This is a genomic window from Parageobacillus sp. KH3-4 (assembly GCF_022846435.1).
Classification (GTDB): domain Bacteria; phylum Bacillota; class Bacilli; order Bacillales; family Anoxybacillaceae; genus Parageobacillus; species Parageobacillus thermoglucosidasius_A.
Map to the genome: position 1 here is coordinate 978,035 of NZ_AP025627.1, position 23,055 is coordinate 1,001,089.

19 protein-coding genes and 2 pseudogenes are annotated in these 23,055 nt (G+C 42.0%); 16 read left to right on the forward strand and 5 right to left on the reverse strand.

Annotation, left to right across the window (positions count from 1 at the left end):
* Window positions 1-64: 64 nt before the first annotated feature.
* From mltG to MWM02_RS04980, 8 genes are all read left to right on the forward strand, one after another.
* Entirely contained in the window at window positions 65-1,159 is a 1,095-nt protein-coding gene (gene mltG / locus MWM02_RS04945) for an endolytic transglycosylase MltG (protein WP_244403067.1), read from the forward strand.
* 138 nt (window positions 1,160-1,297) lie between these two features.
* The gene (locus MWM02_RS04950) at window positions 1,298-1,951 is read left to right on the forward strand and encodes an O-methyltransferase (protein ID WP_064549743.1); all 654 of its coding nucleotides are present in this window, start codon (window positions 1,298-1,300) and stop codon (window positions 1,949-1,951) included.
* On the forward strand, window positions 1,948-2,877 hold the full coding sequence (locus MWM02_RS04955; protein ID WP_244403068.1) for a peptidase U32 family protein: 930 nt from the start codon (window positions 1,948-1,950) through the stop codon (window positions 2,875-2,877). The genes MWM02_RS04950 and MWM02_RS04955 overlap by 4 nt, the downstream gene beginning before the upstream one ends.
* A 27-nt stretch (window positions 2,878-2,904) precedes the next feature.
* Complete coding sequence (locus MWM02_RS04960) at window positions 2,905-4,173, forward strand: peptidase U32 family protein (RefSeq protein WP_064549745.1); 1,269 nt, start codon at window positions 2,905-2,907, stop codon at window positions 4,171-4,173.
* A 1-nt stretch (window position 4,174) separates the two neighbouring features.
* Window positions 4,175-4,810 carry a uridine kinase gene (gene udk / locus MWM02_RS04965; RefSeq protein ID WP_064549746.1) on the forward strand — a complete coding sequence of 212 codons (636 nt, stop codon included), beginning with the start codon at window positions 4,175-4,177 and terminating at the stop codon, window positions 4,808-4,810.
* Window positions 4,811-4,933: 123 nt separating this feature from the next.
* On the forward strand, window positions 4,934-5,410 hold the full coding sequence (gene greA / locus MWM02_RS04970) for a transcription elongation factor GreA (RefSeq protein ID WP_003248973.1): 477 nt from the start codon (window positions 4,934-4,936) through the stop codon (window positions 5,408-5,410).
* 46 nt (window positions 5,411-5,456) lie between these two features.
* Window positions 5,457-7,235, forward strand: a complete 1,779-nt coding sequence (locus MWM02_RS04975) for a peptidoglycan D,D-transpeptidase FtsI family protein (RefSeq protein WP_244403069.1) — start codon at window positions 5,457-5,459, stop codon at window positions 7,233-7,235.
* A gap of 85 nt (window positions 7,236-7,320) precedes the next feature.
* Window positions 7,321-7,929 (forward strand): YrrS family protein, encoded by a 609-nt coding sequence (locus tag MWM02_RS04980; protein ID WP_064550314.1) that lies wholly within the window; start codon window positions 7,321-7,323, stop codon window positions 7,927-7,929.
* A 28-nt stretch (window positions 7,930-7,957) separates the two neighbouring features.
* Here MWM02_RS04980 and MWM02_RS04985 read toward each other — a convergent pair whose 3' ends face one another.
* Complete coding sequence (locus MWM02_RS04985) at window positions 7,958-8,164, reverse strand: YrzA family protein (RefSeq protein ID WP_013400339.1); 207 nt, start codon at window positions 8,162-8,164, stop codon at window positions 7,958-7,960.
* A 164-nt stretch (window positions 8,165-8,328) separates the two neighbouring features.
* Between MWM02_RS04985 and MWM02_RS04990 the strand changes: the two genes are divergently transcribed.
* The 5 genes from MWM02_RS04990 to MWM02_RS05010 all read left to right on the forward strand — a co-directional run bounded on the left by MWM02_RS04990 (window position 8,329) and on the right by MWM02_RS05010 (window position 12,095).
* Complete coding sequence (locus tag MWM02_RS04990; protein ID WP_244403070.1) at window positions 8,329-8,970, forward strand: class I SAM-dependent methyltransferase; 642 nt, start codon at window positions 8,329-8,331, stop codon at window positions 8,968-8,970.
* A gap of 20 nt (window positions 8,971-8,990) precedes the next feature.
* A complete protein-coding gene (gene mtnN, locus MWM02_RS04995; RefSeq protein ID WP_244403071.1) occupies window positions 8,991-9,689 on the forward strand; it encodes a 5'-methylthioadenosine/S-adenosylhomocysteine nucleosidase in 699 nt (232 codons plus the stop codon).
* 52 nt (window positions 9,690-9,741) lie between these two features.
* Entirely contained in the window at window positions 9,742-10,665 is a 924-nt protein-coding gene (locus MWM02_RS05000; protein WP_244403072.1) for a PLP-dependent cysteine synthase family protein, read from the forward strand.
* On the forward strand, window positions 10,666-11,802 hold the full coding sequence (locus MWM02_RS05005; protein ID WP_064549751.1) for a bifunctional cystathionine gamma-lyase/homocysteine desulfhydrase: 1,137 nt from the start codon (window positions 10,666-10,668) through the stop codon (window positions 11,800-11,802). It abuts the gene before it with no gap.
* Window positions 11,803-11,864: 62 nt separating this feature from the next.
* Complete coding sequence (locus MWM02_RS05010) at window positions 11,865-12,095, forward strand: YrhC family protein (protein ID WP_244403073.1); 231 nt, start codon at window positions 11,865-11,867, stop codon at window positions 12,093-12,095.
* A 357-nt stretch (window positions 12,096-12,452) separates the two neighbouring features.
* Here the strand turns inward: MWM02_RS05010 and MWM02_RS05015 are convergent.
* Window positions 12,453-12,743, reverse strand: a pseudogene (locus MWM02_RS05015) (sigma-70 family RNA polymerase sigma factor); the annotation flags it as partial.
* A 785-nt stretch (window positions 12,744-13,528) separates the two neighbouring features.
* Between MWM02_RS05015 and MWM02_RS05020 the strand changes: the two are divergent.
* The 3 genes from MWM02_RS05020 to MWM02_RS05030 all read left to right on the forward strand — a co-directional run bounded on the left by MWM02_RS05020 (window position 13,529) and on the right by MWM02_RS05030 (window position 19,937).
* Complete coding sequence (locus tag MWM02_RS05020) at window positions 13,529-14,800, forward strand: methyl-accepting chemotaxis protein (protein ID WP_244403074.1); 1,272 nt, start codon at window positions 13,529-13,531, stop codon at window positions 14,798-14,800.
* Window positions 14,801-15,824: 1,024 nt separating this feature from the next.
* Window positions 15,825-17,960, forward strand: coding sequence for an alpha-amylase family glycosyl hydrolase (locus MWM02_RS05025; RefSeq protein ID WP_481861747.1), 2,136 nt, complete (start codon window positions 15,825-15,827; stop codon window positions 17,958-17,960).
* A 228-nt stretch (window positions 17,961-18,188) separates the two neighbouring features.
* Window positions 18,189-19,937 carry a methyl-accepting chemotaxis protein gene (locus MWM02_RS05030; protein WP_244403075.1) on the forward strand — a complete coding sequence of 583 codons (1,749 nt, stop codon included), beginning with the start codon at window positions 18,189-18,191 and terminating at the stop codon, window positions 19,935-19,937.
* A 199-nt stretch (window positions 19,938-20,136) separates the two neighbouring features.
* On the opposite strand, the pseudogene MWM02_RS05035 reads toward MWM02_RS05030, so the two are convergent.
* The 3 genes and pseudogenes from MWM02_RS05035 to MWM02_RS05045 form a co-directional block, all read right to left on the reverse strand.
* Window positions 20,137-20,433: pseudogene (locus MWM02_RS05035) on the reverse strand (sigma-70 family RNA polymerase sigma factor); the annotation flags it as partial.
* Window positions 20,434-20,868: 435 nt separating this feature from the next.
* The gene (locus MWM02_RS05040) at window positions 20,869-22,422 is read right to left on the reverse strand and encodes a recombinase family protein (RefSeq protein WP_244403076.1); all 1,554 of its coding nucleotides are present in this window, start codon (window positions 22,420-22,422) and stop codon (window positions 20,869-20,871) included.
* Window positions 22,423-22,435: 13 nt separating this feature from the next.
* The gene (locus tag MWM02_RS05045; RefSeq protein ID WP_244403077.1) at window positions 22,436-22,930 is read right to left on the reverse strand and encodes an ImmA/IrrE family metallo-endopeptidase; all 495 of its coding nucleotides are present in this window, start codon (window positions 22,928-22,930) and stop codon (window positions 22,436-22,438) included.
* Window positions 22,931-23,055: the final 125 nt, after the last annotated feature.

Here is a 23,055-nt window from a genome sequence, read left to right on the forward strand (position 1 = left end):
GGAGACAGATGGCGAAAAATACGAAAATTTGTAGTATAATATCACGAGTGAGAGGAGGTTTTCCATGGATAATCACCAGTTTTTTCAAAAAGATGTACAAATTGTGCGAAAAATTGTATTGATTGTTTCCATCGTTGTTTTTACCGCATGTATCGCTATTGCAGCAGGAAGCTATTTCTATATAAAATCAGCGTTACAACCCGTTGATCCAGATGATCGTACTCCTATCCACGTGTCGATACCGATCGGCTCTTCCGTGAACGATATTGCCGACATGTTAGAAGAGAAACGGTTAATTAAAAGTTCATTCGTGTTCCGTTATTATGTGAAGCTGAAAAACCATGTTGATTTTCAAGCGGGAGAATATGAGTTAAAACGGTCGATGCCGATGGAAAAAATCATTGCTGTTTTAAAGACGGGGAAAGTAACGGAAAAAAGCGGGCTAAAGCTGACTATTCCGGAAGGGACGCAACTTACGCAAATTGCTGAGATTATTGCTAAGAAAACGGGATATAAGAAAGAGGAAGTGCTCCAACAATTAAATGACCGCAAATATATCGAAAAACTTATTCAAAAATATCCGTCTATTTTATCCAAAGACATTTTAAATAAAAATATCCGATACCCGCTAGAAGGTTATTTGTTTCCTGCCACTTATTCATTCCATGAAAAAAAACCGCCTATTCCGGAAATTATCGAAGCAATGTTAAGAAAAACAGAAAAAGTGCTAGCAAAATATGAACGCGATCGGAACGAAATGAATATGACGACACATCAGCTTTTAACGATGTCATCCTTAATTGAAGAAGAAGCAACAAAAAAAGCGGAGCGGGAAAAAATTGCGAGCGTATTTTACAACCGCCTCCGCACCGGCATGCCGCTGCAGACAGATCCTACTGTTTTATATGCGCTTGGAAAACATAAAGAGCGTGTTTATTATAAAGATTTGGAGGTCCAATCTCCATATAATACGTATATTCATAAAGGACTTCCTCCTGGACCAATTGCGAACGCTGGGGAAACGTCGATTCAAGCGGCGTTGAGACCAGCGAAAACCGATTATTTGTATTTTCTGGCTACGCCAGCGGGAGAGGTCATTTTTACAAAAACGTTAGAGGAACATAACCGCCAGAAAGAAAAATATATGGAGAAACGATAGGGCAATGCATGAATCGCTGGGGTACAAACAAAATATTTCGCATTTCGTATATTTTATGGTAGTATATATAAAGTTATCAATCACCATCCTGCCATAAGAGTCATTATGTGACTCTTATTTTTGCGAGGAGGAGCTCTTTTGGTCTCAAAGGAAGTAGCGCATTATATTGAACAGTTTCTTCCCGAACGGGATGAGCAAATAAAAGAGATGGAGCGTTACGCAGAGCAACATCATATTCCGATTATGGAGATTACCGGAATCGAAACGATGCTACAATTGTTAAAAATCGCTAAACCGAAGCGGATTTTGGAAATTGGCTCTGCTATTGGCTATTCCGCCATTCGCATGGCAAAAGCGCTTCCCGATGCGAATATCGTTACGATTGAGCGTGATCGCGAGCGGTATGAACGCGCGCTTTTTTATATAAGCAAAACGGGGACAAGCGGACAAATTCGCGTGATTTTCGGTGATGCGCTGAATGTATACAACGATGTCGCGAAATACGCCCCGTTTGATGTCATTTTTATCGACGCGGCGAAAGGACAATATCAGCGTTTTTTTCAAATGTATGAGCCATTGTTGAAGGAAAGCGGCATTATTATTACAGATAACGTATTATTCAAAGGGCTTGTCGCAACGGAAGAACCGATTGAAAATAAGCGGATTCGCCAGTTAGTGTCGAAAATTCGCCGCTACAACGAATGGCTGATCGGGCGAACGGATTATGAAACGGTCATTCTGCCGATCGGCGATGGGATCGCCATATCACGAAAACGAGGTGAAAAACGATGAAAAAACCGGAACTGTTAGTGACGCCGACGAGCGTTTCCCATATACATGATTTAGCCAATGCCGGCGCTGACGCGGTCATCATCGGCGAGCAACGCTACGGTCTGCGCCTGGCAGGAGAATTTTCCCGCGCGGATGTCAAAGAGGCGGCCGAGATAGCGCGGCAATATGGCCTCAAATTATATGTTGCGATGAACGCGATTTTCCATAACGACAAAGTGGACGAACTTGGCGATTATATAGCGTTTCTCGCTGATACTGGCGTGGATGCGATCGTCTTTGGCGATCCGGCGGTTTTAATGACCGTGCGCGAAGTGGCGCCGCATATGAAACTGCATTGGAATCCGGAAACAACAGCGACAAACTGGTATACGTGCAATTATTGGGGACGCAAAGGAGCGAAGCGCGCTGTCCTCGCCCGCGAATTAAATATGGAGGCGATTTTAGAAATTAAAGAGCATGCCGAAGTAGAAATCGAAGTGCAAGTGCACGGGATGACTTGCATGTATCAATCAAAACGCTCTTTAATTGGAAATTATTTTGAATATCAAGGAAAAGTAATGGAAATCGAACGGAAAAAATATGAAAAAGGCATGTTTCTGTATGATAAAGAGCGCGACAGTAAATATCCGATTTTCGAAGACGAAAACGGCACGCATATTATGAGCCCGAACGATATTTGCATCATCGATGAGCTTAGCGAAATGGTGGACGCCGGCATCGACAGCTTCAAAATTGACGGTGTATTGCACGAGCCTGGCTATATTACGGAAGTGACGAAACTATACCGTCGCGCCATTGACTTATGTGCCGAAAACCGCAAGCAATATGAGGAAGAAAAGGATGAGCTGCTAGCGAAAATCGAAGCGATCCAACCAAAACATCGTCCGTTGGATACCGGATTTTTCTTTAAGGAAACGGTTTACTAATATACCGAGAAAAGGAGGAGTAGTCGGATGCTGTTAAAAAACGACAAAATTTCCGAGATCATCAACGGCAAGCGCGTCATCGTGAAAAAGCCCGAGCTTCTCGCTCCGGCCGGCAATTTGGAAAAGCTGAAAATCGCCGTGCATTACGGGGCGGATGCGGTATTTCTCGGCGGACAAGAATATAGCTTGCGCGCCAACGCTGACAATTTTACGCTCGAAGAAATCGCAGAAGGAGTGCGCTTTGCGAATCAATATGGCGCAAAAGTGTATGTGACAGCCAACATTTATGCACATAACGAAAACATTCCCGGGCTCGAAGAATATTTGCGCGCGCTAGAACAAGCCGGCGTTCACGGCATTATTGTCGCTGATCCGCTTATTATCGAAACGGCGCGCCGGGTGGCGCCGAAATTAGAAGTGCATTTAAGCACGCAGCAGTCGATGGCAAACTGGAAAGCGGTTCAATTTTGGAAAGAAGAAGGGTTGGAACGCGTGGTGCTCGCGCGCGAAACAAGTGCGGAAGAAATTCGAGAAATTAAAGAGAAAGTTGATATTGAAATTGAAGCGTTTATCCATGGCGCGATGTGTTCCGCTTATTCCGGGCGCTGTGTATTAAGCAACCATATGACGGCACGCGATTCCAACCGCGGAGGATGCTGCCAATCATGCCGATGGGATTACGATTTATATCAATTAAAAGGAGATAAAGAAATACCGTTGTTTGATGAAAACGACGCCCCGTTTGCGATGAGCGCGAAAGATTTGAATTTGATTCGCGCGATTCCAACCATGATTGAATTGGGCATCGACAGCCTAAAAATCGAAGGGCGGATGAAATCGATCCATTATGTCGCGACGGTAGTCGGAGTTTATCGTAAAGTGATCGATGCTTATTGCGCCGACCCAGACAATTTCACGATTCGCGAAGAATGGATTAAAGAGCTTGATAAATGCGCCAACCGCGATACCGCTCCATCTTTCTTTACGGGAATACCGGGCTATCAAGATCATATGTACGGTTCTCATAGTCGAAAAACGACGCACGAATTTGCTGGTCTTGTGCTCGATTATGATAAAGAAACAAAAATGGTCACATTGCAGCAACGAAACTTTTTTAAACCGGGAGATGAAGTGGAATTTTTCGGACCGGAAATTGAAAATTTCACACAAGTAGTGGAGAAAATTTGGGACGAAGATGGAAACGAATTAGATGCAGCACGCCATCCATTGCAAATTGTCAAGTTTAAAGTGGAGCGCGAAGTCTTCCCATACAACATGATGAGAAAGGAGAACTGACATGGGGAAGAAGCCTGTTGTCATCGGCGTTGCCGGCGGGTCCGGCTCGGGAAAAACGAGCGTGGCAAGGGCGATTTATGAGCATTTTGGCGGCCACTCGATTTTAGTGCTTGAACAAGATTTTTACTATAAAGACCAAAGCCATCTGCCGTTTGAAGAGCGGCTGCGGACGAATTATGACCATCCGCTTGCGTTCGATAACGATCTGTTGATTGAACATGTTCACAAATTATTACGGTATGAGCCGATCGAAAAGCCGGTTTATGATTACAAGCTCCATACGAGATCGGATAAAGTGATTCACGTTGAGCCAAAAGATGTTATTATTTTAGAAGGGATACTTGTATTGGAGGATGAACGGCTGCGCAATTTAATGGATATTAAAGTATATGTGGATACCGACGCCGACATTCGCATTATTCGGCGCCTGCTCCGCGACATTAATGAGCGCGGCCGTACGCTGGAGTCGGTGATCGAGCAGTACGTTTCCGTCGTTCGCCCCATGCATAATCAATTTGTGGAGCCGACGAAGCGCTACGCAGACATCATTATTCCAGAAGGCGGCCAAAATCGTGTCGCCATTGATTTAATGGTTACAAAAATTCGCGCAATTCTTGAACAAAAATCGATTTTATAATAACATAAACGAAACAATATAAATAATATAACAAGTAAACGTACGACAACTTTCCTCGTTGTTCGTACGTTTTACATACCACAATGAAAATAAGAAGGAAAAATATATAGAGGAGTGAGCATAATGGCAAACGAAAAGCAATACCCGATGACAAAAGAAGGGAAAGAGAAACTGGAACAAGAACTCGAGTATTTAAAAACAGTCAAGCGAAAAGAAGTAGTAGAACGCATTAAAATCGCGCGCGGATTTGGCGACTTATCGGAAAACTCCGAGTACGACGCCGCAAAAGACGAACAAGCATTTGTCGAAGCGCGCATCCAAACACTTGAAAACATGATTCGCAACGCGATTATTATCGAGGAGGACACGGAAAACCCAGACGTTGTTTCGCTTGGAAAATCCGTTACGTTTATTGAACTTCCAGATGGAGAAGAAGAGACGTATACGATTGTCGGCAGCGCTGAAGCCGATCCGTTTGAAGGGAAAATTTCTAACGACTCTCCAATTGCGAAATCGCTTCTTGGCAGAAGAGTCGGGGAAGAAGTTACGGTGCAAACGCCGGGAGGCGAAATGCTTGTAAAAATTGTCGCGGTAAAATAGGTTTAAAATAAAACACCTCGTCGAAAATGAAGATGAGGTGTTTTTTATGTGGAAAAAAAGAGCAATCGTGATACTTTCGATGATTCAAATCGGAATTTTCCTTCTTATCGCCCGGCTTGTTCAAGTCCAGCTAATTAGCACAGAGTCGTTTTCTAAACAAAACGTTAACTTGATCGAAGCAAGCGTAGCGCAGCGGACGCAAGAGATGGTCATTGATGACGGGCGGGGAACATTTGTTGATCGGCACGGGAAGCCATTGACGAAAGAATATACCCCCTCGCTTATTTTGTTCCCATTTTTAAAGGCGATGGAGTGGCCCGTCGAAAAAGTGGCAGCCATTCTCGATATCTCTCCTCAGAGCATTATCGATCAGCTGAAACAAGCGAAAGAACCGTTTATTTTTACAGCAAACGGCGCTCCATTTGCCTTAACAGAAGAACAAATGGAAAAAATTAATCAGCTGCATATTCCGGGCGTGTTTGCCGTAAAAAAACAGCGTCCGTTAAAGAGGACATATGCGCCGCATTTAATTGGTTTTACACGCGAAGACGCCCGCCTTTTGCGCTCCCGTTATCCGAAGCGTCCTCTTTCGCCCCATGTTGAAGTAGGAATTCATGGGTTGCAAAAGGCGTTTGACGAATTTTTAATTCCGGAAGGGGAGACGAAGCTGTTATATCATGTTGATGCAGAAGGAGGGCCTTTATTTGGGATTAACGTGAAGTATAGCGACCCCGGCAATCCGTTTTATCCCGTTTCCGTAAAAACGACGATCGATCGTGATTTGCAGCAGATTGCGGAAACGGTTGTGCAAAAGCACCGCTTGAAAAAAGGCGGCATTGTCTTGCTGGATATAAAGACGAATAGCGTGCTTGCCATGGTTAGCCGCCCCGATATGGATCCGCACAACCCGTACAAAAATCGCGGAGCGGAAAACCAAATGATTTTGCCGCAAATCCCCGGATCGATATTTAAAACGGTGATTGCGGCGGCCGCGATAGAAACAGGAATCGCTTCTAGGCAAACAACGTTTGATTGCAGTAAAAAAATAGACGGAGTGACGCCTGATGATGCTCATTCTTACGGAATGTTGGGATTTGATGAAAGCTTTGCCGCAAGCTGCAACAACGCTTTCGCGACGCTTGGAAAAAAGCTTGTTCAACAGGATCCTGACATTTTTGAAATATATGCAAAAAAGCTTGGATTATACCCGCTTTCAGGATGGCAAGGCGACGTATATCATGAAGAAAATTTTAAGCAATTCCCAGAAGAGAGAAAGGGAACGATCTGGCACGATGAAAATGATAAGCGTATACCGCTTGCGGTGGCGCAAACGTCGATCGGGCAAAAAGATGTGCGTGTATCGCCGCTGGCGGTTGCCAATATGATGGCAACAATTGCGCGAAACGGCGAGGCAAAGCAAGTGAGGGCGGTAAGTAAAATTTTATATAAAAACGGCGCCACCTTTTTTACGTTTCCGGAACAGCCGTTTTCTGACGAACAGCCGATTTCTCCTGCCACTGTTGAAAAACTGCAGCAATTATTGCGGAAGGTCGTTACCGATGAACGTGGCACAGGGCGCCAATTTCAGCCTCTTCCGTATGAAGTAGCCGGAAAATCGGGCACGGCAGAAACCGGGAAAATGTCCCATCACCAAGAGCTGATCAATAAATGGTTTGCCGGCTATTTTCCTGCAGATGCGCCAAGATACGCGCTCGTTGTCGTAGAGTTAGATAGCCTTGGCACGCAGACGGTGGCAAACGATGTGTTTTATGATCTTGTTCAGAAAATATATGAATTTGATCATCGGGACAGAAATGAACGATAACGACGAAACAGTTTATTAGGGGAGGATCGTCATGATACAATAAACACAGGGATACGAAGGAGGGACGAAACGGTTGGCCAAAGAAATGGGACCGCGCTTTGCGCAGCGGGCAAAGCGCCGCAAAATCAATCGCATTCTCAATGCAGCGATTGCTGTAGTAGTGTTGCTCATTATCGTCGTTGCGTGGAATTTGTTTTCCGATGGCGACCGACCGGACGAGCAGGCAGCAAAACCACAGCCAAAGACAGAAGTCAAAAAAGATAGTGACGAAAAAAAAGTAGAAGTAGAGATTAATGAACAACATGAGAATGACGAAGAGAACGAGCAAACAGATCAGGAAGAAACGAGCGAAGAAGAGCAAGAAGTGATCGAGACCCCGGGGGCCCCTGGATCGAATATAGAAAAAGAAATTGTCAATCCTGCATGGCAACCGATTGGCACCACTCAATCTGAACCTCATGTCACTCAGTTTAAGAAAAATTCTGTCGATTGGAAGGAAATGTTAGATGCCGTCAGTTATGCAACCGGTCTTTCCCAATCTGATATGATCGTGTGGTTTATCGGCAACAATGGGCCGAACAAAGCTGTCGCGACGATCTCTACAAAAGACAAAGCGCAATATTACAAAGTATATATTGAATGGGTGGAAAACCAAGGATGGAAGCCGACGAAAGTGCAGAAATTAAGAAAATAAGCGGATTTCCTTTTCCCAGGGAATCCGCTTATTTTTTCGCTTTAAAGTGAACGACCGCGCTGTAAAACCGCTTCCCGTTTTCCGCGACATGCATTTGGTGGGAAACGTGGTGGACGTGAAGTAAAAGCGCTTTATTATGCTCAATTTGTTCATTAATTTTTTTCTCTAATGTTTGCAAATCATCCGCTTCAAAAAATTCGATTTTATCTTCAATCAGATCAAGGGAAATATTCATAATCCGCCATGCCTCCTTTCCACCGCCAAGTGTAGCAAATTTCCGCGGAGTAAAACAATTGTTTTCGTTGAAGAAAATAAAAACTTATGATACATTGAGAACAGATTTAAAACAAAAAACATAGTATGTACATAGGAATTATAAAAATTATGGAGCGTGACACCATGGGAAGAGAATTTCTTGATTTGTTTGAAGCATGGGCAGATTCTTATGATCAATCTGTTAGAGGATATGATGAAGAATATCGCGAAGTGTTTGCGAATTATGAAGATATTTTGAATACGGTTGCCAGCAAGGCGAAAAGTGTTGTGCTTGAGTTCGGCGTTGGAACGGGGAACTTAACGAAGAAGCTGTTGGAGCATGGAAAAACGGTATATGGCATTGAGCCATCTGAATCGATGCGGAAAAAAGCGCTTGAAAAGCTGGGAGACAAAGTATCGATTGTCGATGGGGATTTTTTACAATTTCCTCTACCTTCTGAGCCGGTTGACACCATTGCCAGCACTTATGCATTTCACCATCTCACCGATGAGGAAAAACGAAAAGCAATCGCCAAGTATGGCAAGCTATTAAATAAAGGTGATAAAATAGTGTTTGCCGATACGGCGTTTCGCGATCACCAAACATTTCAGCGTGCGGTAGAAGAGGCAAGGGAGCGCGGATTTCATAGTTTGGCAGATGACCTAGAACGCGAGTATTATACGACGCTGGATGTGCTGACAAAACTATTTGAAGAAAATGGATTTACTGTCACGTTTACGCAAAAGAATGCGTTTGTATGGGTGATGGAAGCCGTAAAACAGTAAAAATAGAAAGAGGGAGACAAATGAAAATAGCAATTATCGGGGCAATGGAAGAAGAAGTGGCGATTTTGCGTGACAAAATGGAAGAGCGGAAAGAAACGATCATCGCCAATTGCGAGTTTTCATTAGGGCGATTAAACGGTGCCGACGTCATTTTATTAAAATCGGGAATCGGCAAAGTAAACGCAGCAATGGCAACAGCGATTTTGTTGGAACGATTTCGTCCGAATTATGTCATTAACACCGGTTCAGCGGGCGGCTTTTTATCTACGCTAAATGTCGGAGACGTCGTCATTTCCACCGAAGTCGTACATCATGATGTCGACGTGACAGCGTTTGGCTATGAATACGGCCAAGTTCCGGGGATGCCGGCGCGTTATAAAGCGGACGCAACATTAGTAAAGATCGCCGAGCAAAACGCAAAACAAATCAAGGATATTCAAGTAGTAAAAGGGCTTATTGCGACCGGCGATTCGTTTATGAGCGATCCGGCGCGCGTGGAATTTGTGCGCAGCAAATTTCCAGAGTTATGCGCAGCGGAAATGGAAGCGGCGGCGATTGCCCAAGTATGCACGCAGTTTGCCGTTCCGTTTGTCATCATTCGGGCGTTATCGGATATTGCTGGCAAAGAATCTGACGTATCATTTGAGCAATTTTTAGATACCGCCGCCAAACATTCTGCCGATTTAGTGTTATCCATAGTATCTTCGTTGCAGAAATAATCGAGGAAGGAATTCCTTCCTCGTTCTATGTTGGAAAGAATGGAGTGACGGTATGAAAGCAGCAAAAAGTGTCCATGACTTGATTGGCCATACGCCGGTGATGGAGATCACCCGATTTCCGTTGCCAAAAGGTGTCCGCGTATTTGCGAAATTGGAATATTTCAACCCGGGAGGCAGCATTAAAGACCGGCTTGGACAAGAGTTATTGCGCGACGCATTAGAAACAGGAAAATTAAAGGAAGGCGGAACGATCATTGAACCGACAGCGGGAAACACTGGGATCGGACTGGCGTTGGCAGCGATCGGCAAAAACATTAAAGTCATTTTTTGCGTTCCCGAAAAATTCAGCATTGAAAAGCAGCAAATTATGAGAGCGCTCGGTGCAACAATTGTCCATACACCGACGAGCGAAGGAATGCAAGGAGCGATTCGCAAGGCGCAAGAGCTCGCCCGGGAAATCCCCAACTCGTATTGCCCGCAGCAATTTGCAAATCCTGCCAACCCAAGAACGTATTATAAGACGCTCGGCCCAGAACTATGGGAAGACCTTGACGGACAAATCGACATCTTTGTCGCCGGAGCCGGTTCAGGCGGAACGTTTATGGGAACAGCCATGTTTTTAAAAGAAAAAAACCCGAACATTAAAACGGTCATTGTCGAGCCAGAAGGGTCGATTTTAAACGGCGGAGAGCCGGGACCGCATAAAACAGAAGGAATCGGCATGGAATTTTTGCCGGATTATATGGATCCAAGCTACTTTGATGCGATTCATACGATCCGTGATGAAGATGCGTTCCGCCGCGTCAAAGAGCTTGCTGCCAAAGAAGGATTGCTCGTCGGCAGTTCTTCCGGCGCCGCGTTTCATGCCGCATTGCTCGAGGCGGAAAAGGCAAAACCGGGAACGAATATCATCGTCATTTTTCCGGACAGCAGCGAGCGGTATTTAAGCAAAAAAATTTATGAAGGTGGGATTTAAATGAGACGAAAAACAAAACTGATTCACGGCGGCATTTCAGGTGATCCGCATACGGGAGCGGTTTCTGTTCCGATTTATCAAGTCAGCACGTATAAACAAGAAGGAATCGGCGGCCATAAAGGCTTTGAATATTCACGTACTGGCAACCCAACCCGCCACGCGTTAGAAGAGCTGATAAAAGATTTAGAAGAAGGATATGCCGGTTTTGCGTTCGCCTCGGGAATGGCGGCGATTACGGCGGTTATGATGCTGTTTAACAGCGGCGACCATGTCATTTTAACGGACGATGTGTATGGCGGCACGTATCGCGTCATGACAAAAGTGCTAAACCGCCTAGGGCTTGAGTCGACTTTTGTGGACACAAGCGATCTTTCTAACATCGAAAAACATATTCGGTCGAATACAAAAGCGCTTTACATTGAGACGCCGACCAATCCGCTCTTAAAAATTACTGACATTCAAGCAGCTTCTGCCATCGCCAAAGAGCATGGCTTGCTTACAATCGTTGACAACACGTTCAGCACTCCGTATTGGCAAACGCCGATTGCTCTCGGCGCTGACATCGTTGTCCATAGTGCGACGAAATATTTAGGCGGCCATAGCGATGTCGTTGCTGGTTTAGCGGTTGTCAATTCGGAAGAATTAGCAGAAAGGCTGCACTTTCTGCAAAACTCTACCGGAGGAATTCTCGGTCCGCAAGATTCATGGCTGCTTATGCGCGGCATCAAAACGCTTGGGGTGCGCATGGAGGAGCATGAAGAAAACACGAGAAAAATCGTCGAGTTTTTAGCGAGCCATCCAGCCGTTCAAAAAGTGTATTATCCGGGGTTGGAAACACATCCAAACTATGAGATTGCCAAAAAACAAATGCGCGGATTTGGCGGCATGGTCTCTTTTGATGTCGGAAGCGCGGAAAAAGCCGAGCAGGTGTTAAGCCGCGTCTGCTATTTTACGCTTGCGGAAAGTCTGGGAGCGGTAGAAAGTTTAATCTCGCTTCCGGCGAAAATGACGCACGCGTCCATTCCGAAAGAGCGCCGCGAGCAATTAGGCATTACCGATGGATTGATCCGCATTTCTGTCGGACTGGAGGATGTCGAAGATTTAATCGAAGATTTGGTACAAGCGTTGCATGGTTAAAATTACATCCCCACATTTTCTGTTTCATATGGTACAGTGAAGGATGGAAAGTGGGGGATATGATGGAACGGCAAAAGCGACAGTGGAAAGAAAAAGCTGACGATTACAAAATGTTTGCCGGTGTGTTGCTAGCGTTAAGCGTTTTTTTGTACATTGGCACGCTTCTTCCTACAATGGCGCCGGAGAAAAAGGTGTATTTGCTTTGCCTTATTGTGATATTGTTAATCGGCTCGTTTTCTTTTTTTCGCCGCGCGATCCAATATATCCGCTTATTGCGGGAAGCGGATGAATAAGCCTGCCTTTTCTTGCTGAAAAGGCAGGTTTTTTGCTTTGATGAAAAAGCGATTTACGAGTATGTGGAGCGTTTTGCTTATTAGTGGTTGAATTTCATAAATTGTTCAAAACCGCACGAAGAAACCGCCTGTTCTCCCATGTAAAATAAAAATAGATAGAAAGATGATAAGGGAGGAATTAAGGGATGTTCGCCATCGTGATGGGGATTGTGATTACTGCATCGATAGCGTTGATCATAACGGCGGAAGTAAGCGTGGAAGCGCAAAATTAAATTGAATAATAAAATGCGGTGAAATAAAAAGCGTAATATGACAAAAACGGGACAGTCATTCGCGATTGCCCCGTTTTTGTTGCGTTTATCTCCGTTTTTTCTTTTCATTCCGATAAAACTCATGGAACATTTTCATCAAAGCGCGCTTTTCGATGCGTGATACATAGCTTCTGGAGATGCCGAGCTCTTTCGCGATCTCGCGCTGCGTTTTTTCCTGCTGCATATCGAGGCCAAATCGGCTAATAATCGTTTCTTTTTCCCGCTCATTCAAGACGTCGGTATATTTTTTCACTTGCTCCAGTTCCATATTGAGCTGAATTTCGTCGACGATATCGTTCCCTTCCGATTTCAGGACGTCGATTAGGCTGATTTCATTCACACTATAAAATGTTATCTGTATTTTGTATGTGGTATAGTAATTGGTAAGATCGGCTTTTGGACACATCCTGCTTAATTTTAGGTTATTCTTAAATTGCTCGTTTTTTCTTGGCAAGAAAGATCCAATCCCTCTTGACTTATACTCAAACTTCTTTCATCATTAACATTTCCGTCTTCGCTCTTTTGTAAAATTCATGCGGCGGAAGATCGAGAATACTCGAATGAATCTTCGGTTCGTTATAAAACGACATATACCCCATCACAGCTTAATAGGCCTCTTCATAGCTGTCAAACTTTCCCTAGACATTCCTCCTCCAATAAACGATGGAACGCTTCAATATGCGAATTCCTATTCGGCGGCCGCGCTGGGATCCGTTCATATTCGATTGGAAATCTCTCACAGGCAGCTTCAAAGGCATGCGAGATGAATTGCGGTCCAAGTTTCTTTTCAATTGGATCGTCAACTTCGGCATTCATAGGCAAATCCTTCGCTTATTCCAAGCTCCGATAGCCATTCTTTGATTTGTTCGTCTGGCACTTTTTTCGCCAGTTGTGGTCAGAGAATAGCAGTGTGCTGGGTGTCCCACACCTACTGTTTCCTTCTAGACTTTTCTATTTGGTGATAATAGTAAGTCAAGCGATTGACTTCCAAAATCTCCAACGCTTTTGTATTAATCAAATTTTAATTCTATTAGATGTAACAAAATTGTTAAGTAGTGATGATGTTATTCATTTAGAACAACTAAAAGAGCTGAAAGAAAAAACAAGAGTGGAGGTTCAATGATGAAAAGCCTTCGGTTAAAGATCATTAGTGGATTTTTAGTGATCAATTTTTTATTAATCATCGTATCAATTTTTAGTTTAATAAAATTTAACCAATTAAACACAAAAGAAGCACAAGGAGCGCAGCTATTTATCCTAATTCTTTCTATTATCTCTATCATCATTGGCTTAGGGGTTGCCATTGTCATTTCTAACATGATTGTAAAACCAATTTTCCAAGTAGTAGATCGTATGAAAACGGTAGCAGAAGGAGATTTGTCTGCAGAGTTACTTGAAACAAAATCCAAAGATGAGATTGGTCAATTAGCTCAATCAATGAATGAAATGATTTTAAACTTACGAAATGTCGTTGGTCAAGTAAGAAACGCTGCAGAACAAGTAGCAGCATCTTCAGAGGAATTAACAGCAAGTGCAGATCAGACAACAGCTGCAACGGAACAAGTCGCTTCTGTGATTCAACAAGTAGCAAGTGGAGCTGAAACGCAAATGAATGGCATTGAGCGAAATTCTACTTCTTTAGAAGAAATTGCACAAGGGATTATCCGTATTGCTGATAGTTCTAATCAGGTTACAGAACTTGCAAAACAAACTACTCACCAAGCTGAAGATGGCGGAGATTCTGTTGTACGTACAGTTGATCAAATGAATTCAATCTATAAATCGGTTATAGAGACTGATAAAATGGTTAGGTCTTTATATGAATGTTCAAAAGAAATTAGCCAAATTCTTGATGTGATTAGTGGAATTGCAGATCAAACGAACCTTCTTGCTTTAAATGCGGCAATTGAAGCAGCAAGAGCGGGAGAGCATGGAAAAGGATTTGCGGTCGTAGCCGATGAAGTACGAAAACTTGCTGAACAATCTCAGACATCAGCAAAGCAAATAGCCGAATTAATTCTGAAAATCCAAAATGAAACAGAAAATTCTGTTAAATTAATGACGGAAGTTACACAGAACGTAGAGAATGGTCTTGAGATATCGAAAGAAACATCTGAAAAATTTGCACAAATCGTCCAAAATATGAAAGATATTTCACCACAAATGGAGGAGATTTCTGCAATCACTCAACAAGTGTCGGCAGGAGTACAAGAAATAACATCCACAGCGAATAAGCTTACAGCAATAGCAAAAGAAAACGCGGCGACATCTGAAGAAGTAGCAGCTTCTACAGAGGAACAACTAGCTTCGATGGAGGAAATTACTTCTTCAGCAAAAATGCTCGCAACGATGGCAGAAGAATTGCAAGAAGTAGTTCATAAATTTAAGCTATAAATGGGAGCATATCCCCATTTTATAGAACAATCAACATTCAAATCAGATGGTGAACATGAAAACAAATACTAAGACTATTAAAGAAATCATTACCAGTAATTTATTTACGAATGTATTCCATAGGCAACCGGATTGAAGAGATTGAACAAATGCTTGCGACCATTACGGAGATTTCTGAACAACTTGCTTGCGTTAAATGCAAACTTGCATTTATTTCGGCAGTTTAGGATAAATAATCAAAGTAAACTCATCGCTCCACTGATATTTTTTTGATACACAACCTTTTCAAGTACAGATTTGAGAAGGCTGTTTTTTAACTTTGGATTATCGGTTTGATCATGCACTTTTTTTGGGACGTGCTTCACTTGCGGGATGATTTTCACTTTTGCCTAGTCTCGTTCTTTTTCAAGGGCTAGTTCTTCTTGCGTTCTTGCGAGAGCTTTTTCCAGTTGATCTATTTGGTCAGCTGGGCAGTTGGAGAATTCGATAAAGCTTTTTTCATCGTATACTCCACGTTTTAAAAAGCCATGAAGATTCTATTTTTGTTTCTGCCTGAAGCCCAAGTGTACGAACACTTAGTTTAAATTTTTCATGATATTACCCAAAGGTGGGTATGTTCTGATAACAATTGCTTTCTTCAATGCTTTGAACACTAAATCGTTGCAAACGGTGTTTGGTGATTTTGCATTCTTTACGAGCCATGAACGTTTTGAATTCCATGTACTCTTCATCGAATTCGTCGTTATAAATCATAATAATTCAGACGAGATAATAATTCTTACTCCTTTTTTATCTTCTTATTACTTACCGTCTTGACAAGAATAAATAGACTAAATATGATAAAGGTATATTATTATCATTGTTATTCATGACAATATGAGGGCAATGCTTGTTTTCATTGACCAGATGGAAACACAACCCCGGCGTATCTTTATTGATATGCCGGGTTTTTTATTATGCGGGAGGTGAGGTTGTTCGTAGTATTGCACAATTTTAAGACCTATTATTGAAGGGGGATAACTAAATGAAAAGATGGCTTTCATTGATTTTCAGCATGTCACTTGTATTCAGCGCAATGTTTATGATGTCTGATACGCAGAAAGTCACCGTTGCAGCAGCTGGAAATCTTAATAAGGTAAACTTTACATCGGATGTTGTCTATCAAATTGTAGTGGATCGATTTGTCGATGGAAATACATCCAATAATCCAAGTGGAGCATTATTTAGTTCAGGATGTACGAATTTACGCAAGTATTGCGGTGGAGACTGGCAAGGTATCATCAATAAAATTAACGATGGATATTTAACAGATATGGGGGTGACAGCGATCTGGATTTCTCAGCCTGTAGAAAATGTATTTTCTGTGATGAATGATGCAAGCGGTTCCACATCCTACCACGGTTATTGGGCGCGCGATTTTAAAAAGCCAAATCCTTTTTTTGGTACCCTCAGTGATTTCCAACGTTTAGTTGATGCCGCACATGCAAAAGGAATAAAGGTAATTATTGACTTTGCTCCCAACCATACTTCTCCTGCCTCAGAAACTGATCCTTCTTATATGGAAAACGGCCGTCTGTATGATAACGGTACATTCATTGGCGGTTATACCAATGATACAAATGGCTATTTCCATCATAATGGCGGCACAACGTTCTCAAATTTAGAGGATGGGATTTATCGAAATCTGTTTGACTTGGCGGACCTTAACCATCAGAACCCTGTTATTGATAGGTATTTAAAAGATGCGGTAAAAATGTGGATAGATATGGGAATTGATGGTATCCGTATGGATGCGGTGAAGCACATGCCGTTTGGATGGCAAAAATCTCTGATGGATGAGATTGATAACTATCGTCCTGTCTTTACGTTTGGGGAGTGGTTTTTGTCAGAAAATGAAGTGGATGCGAACAATCATGACTTTGCCAATGAAAGTGGAATGAGTTTGCTCGATTTTCGTTTCGGACAAAAACTTCGTCAAGTACTGCGCAATAACAGCGATAATTGGTATGGTTTTCATCAAATGATTCAAGATACAGCATCAGCATATGACGAGGTTCTCGATCAAGTGACATTCATAGACAACCATGATATGGATCGGTTTATGATTGACGGAGGAGATCGGCGCAAGGTGGATATGGCACTTGCTGTATTATTGACATCCCGTGGTGTACCGAATATTTACTATGGTACAGAGCAATACATGACCGGTAACGGCGATCCCAACAATCGTAAGATGATGGGCTCATTCAATAAAAATACTCGCGCGTATCAAGTGATTCAAAAGCTATCTTCTCTCCGACGAAACAATCCGGCGCTAGCCTATGGTGATACGGAACAGCGTTGGATCAATGGCGATGTGTATGTGTATGAGCGACAGTTTGGCAAAGATGTTGTGTTAGTTGCCGTTAATCGTAGTTCAAGCAGCAATTACTCAATTACTGGCTTATTTACAGCTTTACCGGCAGGAACGTATACGGATCAGCTTGGCGGCCTTTTAGACGGAAACACAATTCAAGTCGGTTCAAATGGAGCAGTTAATGCATTTGACTTAGGACCAGGGGAAGTTGGCGTATGGGCATACAGTGCAGCAGAAAGCGCGCCAATTATTGGTCATGTTGGACCGATGATGGGGCAAGTCGGTCATCAAGTAACCATTGATGGTGAAGGATTTGGAACAAATATGGGCACTGTGAAGTTCGGAACGACAGCTGCCAATATCGTGTCTTGGTCTAACAATCAAATCGTTGTGGCTGTGCCAAATGTATCAGCAGGAAAATATAATATTACCGTCCAATCATCAAGCGGTCAAACGAGTGCGGCTTATGATAACTTTGAAGTATTAACAAATGACCAAGTCTCAGTGCGGTTTGTTGTTAATAACGCTACTACCAATCTAGGGCAAAATATATACATTGTTGGCAATGTATATGAGCTCGGCAACTGGGACACTAGTAAGGCAATCGGTCCAATGTTCAATCAAGTGGTTTACTCCTATCCTACATGGTATATAGATGTCAGTGTCCCAGAAGGAAAGACAATTGAGTTTAAGTTTATTAAAAAAGACAGCCAAGGTAATGCCATTTGGGAAAGCGGTTCCAATCATGTTTACACGACACCAACGAATACAACTGGAAAAATTATAGTGAATTGGCAAAACTAATGGAAGCCCCTTGAGATTCCAAGCATGATCTCAAGGGGCTAATTATGCTATCGTCTTTTTTCTTTTTCATTCCGATAAAATTCATGAAACATTTTTATTAATTTTATTTTACTCTAGTTTTGCGACATCATCTATGATATAAATTTTTTGTAAAAAATTATAAAAATTTTTTTTGATAACGATATATGGATGTAAATGCGCTACTTTATATCACAAGGGAGGATTTTTATGAAAACAAAATTTCAAAGTTTAAGTATGAAAATCTCTTTGTTAATTGTTAGTTTAATGATTATTTTATTAACTTTTAGTGTTGTTCTATTTTGGGAAATGATGAAACGTTCTGTAGAAAATACCATTTCCTCATACAGCATTGAAACTGCAAAAAATATTGTGAAACAAATGGATGTTGGAGAGTATCAAAAATTTTTAGAGGAAAAGTCAGAAAACGATACATATTGGGATCTGCGAAATGAATTAAATGATTTAAGAGAGAAAACGGGAGCGCTTTACGTTTATACGTTAGAAGTTGACGAACAAGAAAAGCACCCAAAAGTTTTAATTGATGGACAACCGAAAGGATCGAATGTCGCGTCTGAACTTGGACAACTGACTAGTACCACAACTTATGATGACGTGTTTCCCGTGTTAAAAGGAGGTACAAACAGCACGAAAATTCTGCATGATTCCGAATATGGAGATTATATCTCTGCCTTTGCTCCGATCAAGAATAACGGAAAAGTAATCGGGATTCTCGGGGTGGATATTGACGCAAAAAAGGTTGGTTTGATTCAGCAAAAAGTAGTAAAAGAACAATTGATGATATTTATATTTTTATTTGTGCTGGGAATTGGGCTTATTAGCGGTATTTCCTTTTTCTACGTTCGTAGACGATTAAAATCTCTAGAGGCGTTAAACGAAGTGGCTGAAAAAATCGCCTCAGGGGAGTTGAACGAAGCACAAAATCTATTAGGGAAAATACGAATACATGGGAAAGATGAGATTGCTAGTCTATCTCAATCCTTTAAGCAAATGATGGCGGGAATGCGTGAGATGGTGACAGATATTACGAAAAGTACATATGAAATGCTGGAAACCTTTAAAGCATTAAGGCAAAACATTGGGAGCGCCAAACATTCCAGCGAGCAAATTACAATGGCGATTAGAACAGTGTCTTCCAGCGCACAACAGCAGGAGACAAGCATGAATGAAACAGCTAATGCGATTGAGGAAATGGCTATTGGCGTTCAAAAAATTGCCGAGTCATCGTTTCTTATTGCGGAATCATCAAATGATGTAATGAAACAAGTGGAAAGAGGAAACGAAGAAATTGAGAAAGCAATAAAGCAAATTGATGACATGAGGCAGGCTGTTATGGAAGCATCCATTAAAATCACGGAGTTAGGCAACCGGATTGAAGAAGTTGAACAAATTCTTACGACCATTACGGAGATTTCTGAACAGACTAACTTGCTTGCGCTAAATGCAAACATTGAAGCGGCACGAGCTGGCGAGCATGGAAAAGGCTTTGCCGTCGTTGCCAACGAAGTGAGAAAGCTTGCTGAGCAAGCAAAGCATTCGGCACAAAAAATTGCCGAATTGATTCAACAGTTCCAAATCATGGCGAAAGACGCGGTTCATGAAATGGAGTCGGGGACCCAAGAAGTTGAAAAAGGAACAAAAGCTGTCCATAAAGTAGGGGAAGTGTTCCGATCTATTTTTCATGCAGTTCACCAATCCAATAATGAGATTCAAGAAGTTTCTGCGATTACGGAGGAAATGGCTGCTGGATCTGAACAAATTTCCGCTTCCGTTGAGCAATCGTCCTTCTTGACGAAAGAGGCTGCATCAAACGCTATGAAAGTCGTGGAATCTGTGGAAAAGCAAATGAAAGCAATGGAAGAAATCGCCGCTTCGACGGAATTGTTAGGGAAAATATCAGAAAAACTTGAACAAGCAGTAAGAAAATTTAGTTTATAAAAAAGTTGTCCGGAGAATTCCGGACAACTTTTTTTAGTGCGCCCGGAACAGGTGCAGTCCAAGGGTGAAAGTCCCAAACTGCGAGACAGAAGCAGCATCTAGCTTAACGCAAGAGTGTCCGCGGTGAATCAGAATCTGAAGGAAGCGGACGGCAAATTTCCGGTCTGAGGAACACGAACTTCATGCGAAGGTAATTAGTCTATCTTCGTTTTTCCTTTTCATTCCGATAAAACTCATGGAACATTTTCATCAATGCGCGCTTTTCGATGCGTGACACATAGCTTCTGGAGATGCCGAGCTCTTTCGCGATCTCGCGCTGCGTTTTTTCCTGCTGCATATCAAGGCCAAATCGGCTAATAATCACTTCTTTTTCCCGCTCATCCAAGACGTCGATATATTTTTTCACTTGCTCCAGTTCCATATTGAGCTGAATTTCGTCGACGATATCGTTCCCTTCCGATTTCAGGACATCGATTAGGCTGATTTCGTTTCCTTTCACATGTTATCTGTTTTTTACATACAAATTAAAAACAGAACCAAAAAGGGTTCTGTTTATTTTTTAGATGAGGTTCTAAATAAAACTATTACAAAATAAAATGTAGTACGGCGGCAAGGTGTAAACCTCTATTTGAAAAGAGGTGATAAAAAGGTTGGATTGGGGAAATGTATACTATTTAATCCTCTATACAATTAACACATTTATTCAATTTGGAACACTTGTTGCTGTTTGGCTTACCTATTTTAAAGACAAATAGGAAGATACCTTGCCGCCTTATACGCCGGGATATGGGGGTATCCCGGTTATTTTTCAGTATTCTCGTTATTGTTCCAACAAGTATTCCTGTATACTTTGTAGTAAAGTGTATGCGAAATGCGTACATATTATTATAATTTATTTAAATTAATTTCTTTTTAATTAAAAAGTCAATGATTATTTAGGAAGTTTAGGATAAATAATCAAAGTAAACTCGTCTCTCCACTGATACTTTTCCTTACGATATACAGCTTTTTCAAGAACAGATTTGAGAAGGCTATTCTTTAGTTTCGGATCATCGGTTTTATCATACAGTTCCAGGACATGTTCCACTTGCGGGATGATTTCCACTTTTGCCTGTTCTCGTTCTTTTTCAAGGGCTAATTCTTCTTGTGCTTTGGCAAGAGCTCTTTCCAGTTCGTCTATTTTGTCAGCCAAATAATTAGAGCGTTCGATAAAGGTTTTTTCGTCATAGATCCCACGTTCAAGAAGGTCATGCAAATTCCATTTTTGCTTTTGTGTTTCAATTAACTCTCGTTCCAATCGTTTTATCGCGGCTTGTTTCAATTCTATTGTATTTGTCTCATCCTCTTCCGGGCGATAGCTTTCCCAGTTTGCTTTATATGCCTCTAACCACAGCCGTAACGAGTCAATAAGTCTTTTTTCCACTAATTCGAAGTTAGAGGCTTTATTATCGCAGCGAGGGTTGTTATAGCATTTTAAATGCGGTTTTTGATTTGTGTACGGCCTATACACCATTGATGCGCCGCATTTGCCGCATTTAACGATCCCGGCAAGAGGGTTTGTTATCCCATTTACGAGTTGGTACGGAACGTGGTAGCGGCTTTTTAAAATATCTTGTGCCTTTTGATATAATTCTTCGCTTATAATTGGTTCATGCTTTCCTGGAACGTCGATCCATTCGTCCTTGTTTCTGGTCCGGGTATCTCTTCTTTTGCCTGGAACGGCTGATGGCTTTTGTTGTCGCTTTTTCCATTGAATTCGTCCAGCGTAAACGGCATTTTTTATAATATTCAAAACAGCGCTGCTATACCATAGCTTTCCGGTTGCGGTCCGATAGCCAAGTTCATTTAATTTATTGGCTATGGCGGCGGTACCCATGCGGATGGCCGGATTATCATGCGTATACCATTCAAAAATCATTTTGACAATCGGAGCTTGTTCTGGATGAGGTTCAAGGGTGCGGCCATTTTTACCTAAATCTTTGATGGTGTATCCAAACGGTGGATATGTGCCAATGTAGTTGCCTTCCTCCACGCTTTGAATGCGAGAACGTTGCAAACGCCGTTTGATGATTTTATATTCTTTCCGGGCCATAAACGTTTCAAATTCCATGTATTCTTCATCGAATTCGTCGTTTAAATCATACGTTTTGCGCAAGGTGATAATCTTTGTATTTGATTCTTTAAACGTTTTTTCAATGAGTCCTTGTTCTTGCTTGTCGCCGCGGCCAAGACGATCAATGTCAACGCAAAGCACAGCATCATATTTTCCAGCGCCGACTTCCTGTAGCAGCTGCAGCATTTGCGGCCGATGCAAAATACTGTCACCAGAAACGACTTCCTCGAAAATTTTTACGATGTTCAAATTCTTTTCTTTCGCCACTTTTAAAAGCATTTTTTTATGCTTCGCGAGCGTTTCTCCTTCACCTCTTGCCTCAGCTTCGAGATCGGCCCGTGATTTCCGCAAATATATAGCGACGCGGTCCATGCTCTCACCTCATTTATTCTATGTATGCATAACTTTTCCGCGTATTCCGTTCGATTTGCTCCAGGCGGGATTGACAAAGACTCTCTGGCACCCTAAACGTTTCCCTCATCTCAAGCAATATATGTTGCCGTGGCAAAGTAAAATCGATGAATCGCAGCATATGATATGGGATGGCAGCATATTGGGTAAAGCGTTTGGCGTCTCTTTCTTGCCAATCACGAAACATTTGTGTCATTTCTGTTTGATCGCCACCGTGACGCAACAAATGGCCTAACTCATGGAAAAATATTTCGCGTTTCTGGAATGGATCAAGATACTTGTGTATGTTGATTATCTTAAAACCTTCATCTTCATCGGCGTATGAACGATACCGACTGTACACAAGTTCAATTCCAAGTTTTGCTGCAATATAGTCCTCATTGATTTGTTCTGGATAAAAAATTCCCATTTGTTGATACATTTTCGATACAAAGGCTTCTAGTTCGAACGGCTTATAGACGTAAGTCATAGTTCCTCACCTCAAGTTTATTATACAAACATATGTTCTATTTAACAAGAAAAATCACTGATATTAGGTGATGGAGGATATATTTATTTTGCTTTGCCCCTAACCTATTTGATGTTTTTCTTTAA

Coding starts and splice junctions, on each gene's coding strand:
- mltG (WP_244403067.1), top strand. CDS start 65: ATGGATAATCACCAGTTTTTTCAAAAAGATGTACAAATTGTGCGAAAA.
- MWM02_RS04955 (WP_244403068.1), top strand. CDS start 1,948: ATGAAAAAACCGGAACTGTTAGTGACGCCGACGAGCGTTTCCCATATA.
- MWM02_RS04960 (WP_064549745.1), top strand. CDS start 2,905: ATGCTGTTAAAAAACGACAAAATTTCCGAGATCATCAACGGCAAGCGC.
- udk (WP_064549746.1), top strand. CDS start 4,175: ATGGGGAAGAAGCCTGTTGTCATCGGCGTTGCCGGCGGGTCCGGCTCG.
- greA (WP_003248973.1), top strand. CDS start 4,934: ATGGCAAACGAAAAGCAATACCCGATGACAAAAGAAGGGAAAGAGAAA.
- MWM02_RS04975 (WP_244403069.1), top strand. CDS start 5,457: ATGTGGAAAAAAAGAGCAATCGTGATACTTTCGATGATTCAAATCGGA.
- MWM02_RS04980 (WP_064550314.1), top strand. CDS start 7,321: ATGGGACCGCGCTTTGCGCAGCGGGCAAAGCGCCGCAAAATCAATCGC.
- MWM02_RS04985 (WP_013400339.1), bottom strand. CDS start 8,164: ATGAATATTTCCCTTGATCTGATTGAAGATAAAATCGAATTTTTTGAA.
- MWM02_RS04990 (WP_244403070.1), top strand. CDS start 8,329: ATGGGAAGAGAATTTCTTGATTTGTTTGAAGCATGGGCAGATTCTTAT.
- mtnN (WP_244403071.1), top strand. CDS start 8,991: ATGAAAATAGCAATTATCGGGGCAATGGAAGAAGAAGTGGCGATTTTG.
- MWM02_RS05000 (WP_244403072.1), top strand. CDS start 9,742: ATGAAAGCAGCAAAAAGTGTCCATGACTTGATTGGCCATACGCCGGTG.
- MWM02_RS05005 (WP_064549751.1), top strand. CDS start 10,666: ATGAGACGAAAAACAAAACTGATTCACGGCGGCATTTCAGGTGATCCG.
- MWM02_RS05010 (WP_244403073.1), top strand. CDS start 11,865: ATGGAACGGCAAAAGCGACAGTGGAAAGAAAAAGCTGACGATTACAAA.
- MWM02_RS05020 (WP_244403074.1), top strand. CDS start 13,529: ATGAAAAGCCTTCGGTTAAAGATCATTAGTGGATTTTTAGTGATCAAT.
- MWM02_RS05025 (WP_481861747.1), top strand. CDS start 15,825: ATGAAAAGATGGCTTTCATTGATTTTCAGCATGTCACTTGTATTCAGC.
- MWM02_RS05030 (WP_244403075.1), top strand. CDS start 18,189: ATGAAAACAAAATTTCAAAGTTTAAGTATGAAAATCTCTTTGTTAATT.
- MWM02_RS05040 (WP_244403076.1), bottom strand. CDS start 22,422: ATGGACCGCGTCGCTATATATTTGCGGAAATCACGGGCCGATCTCGAA.
- MWM02_RS05045 (WP_244403077.1), bottom strand. CDS start 22,930: ATGACTTACGTCTATAAGCCGTTCGAACTAGAAGCCTTTGTATCGAAA.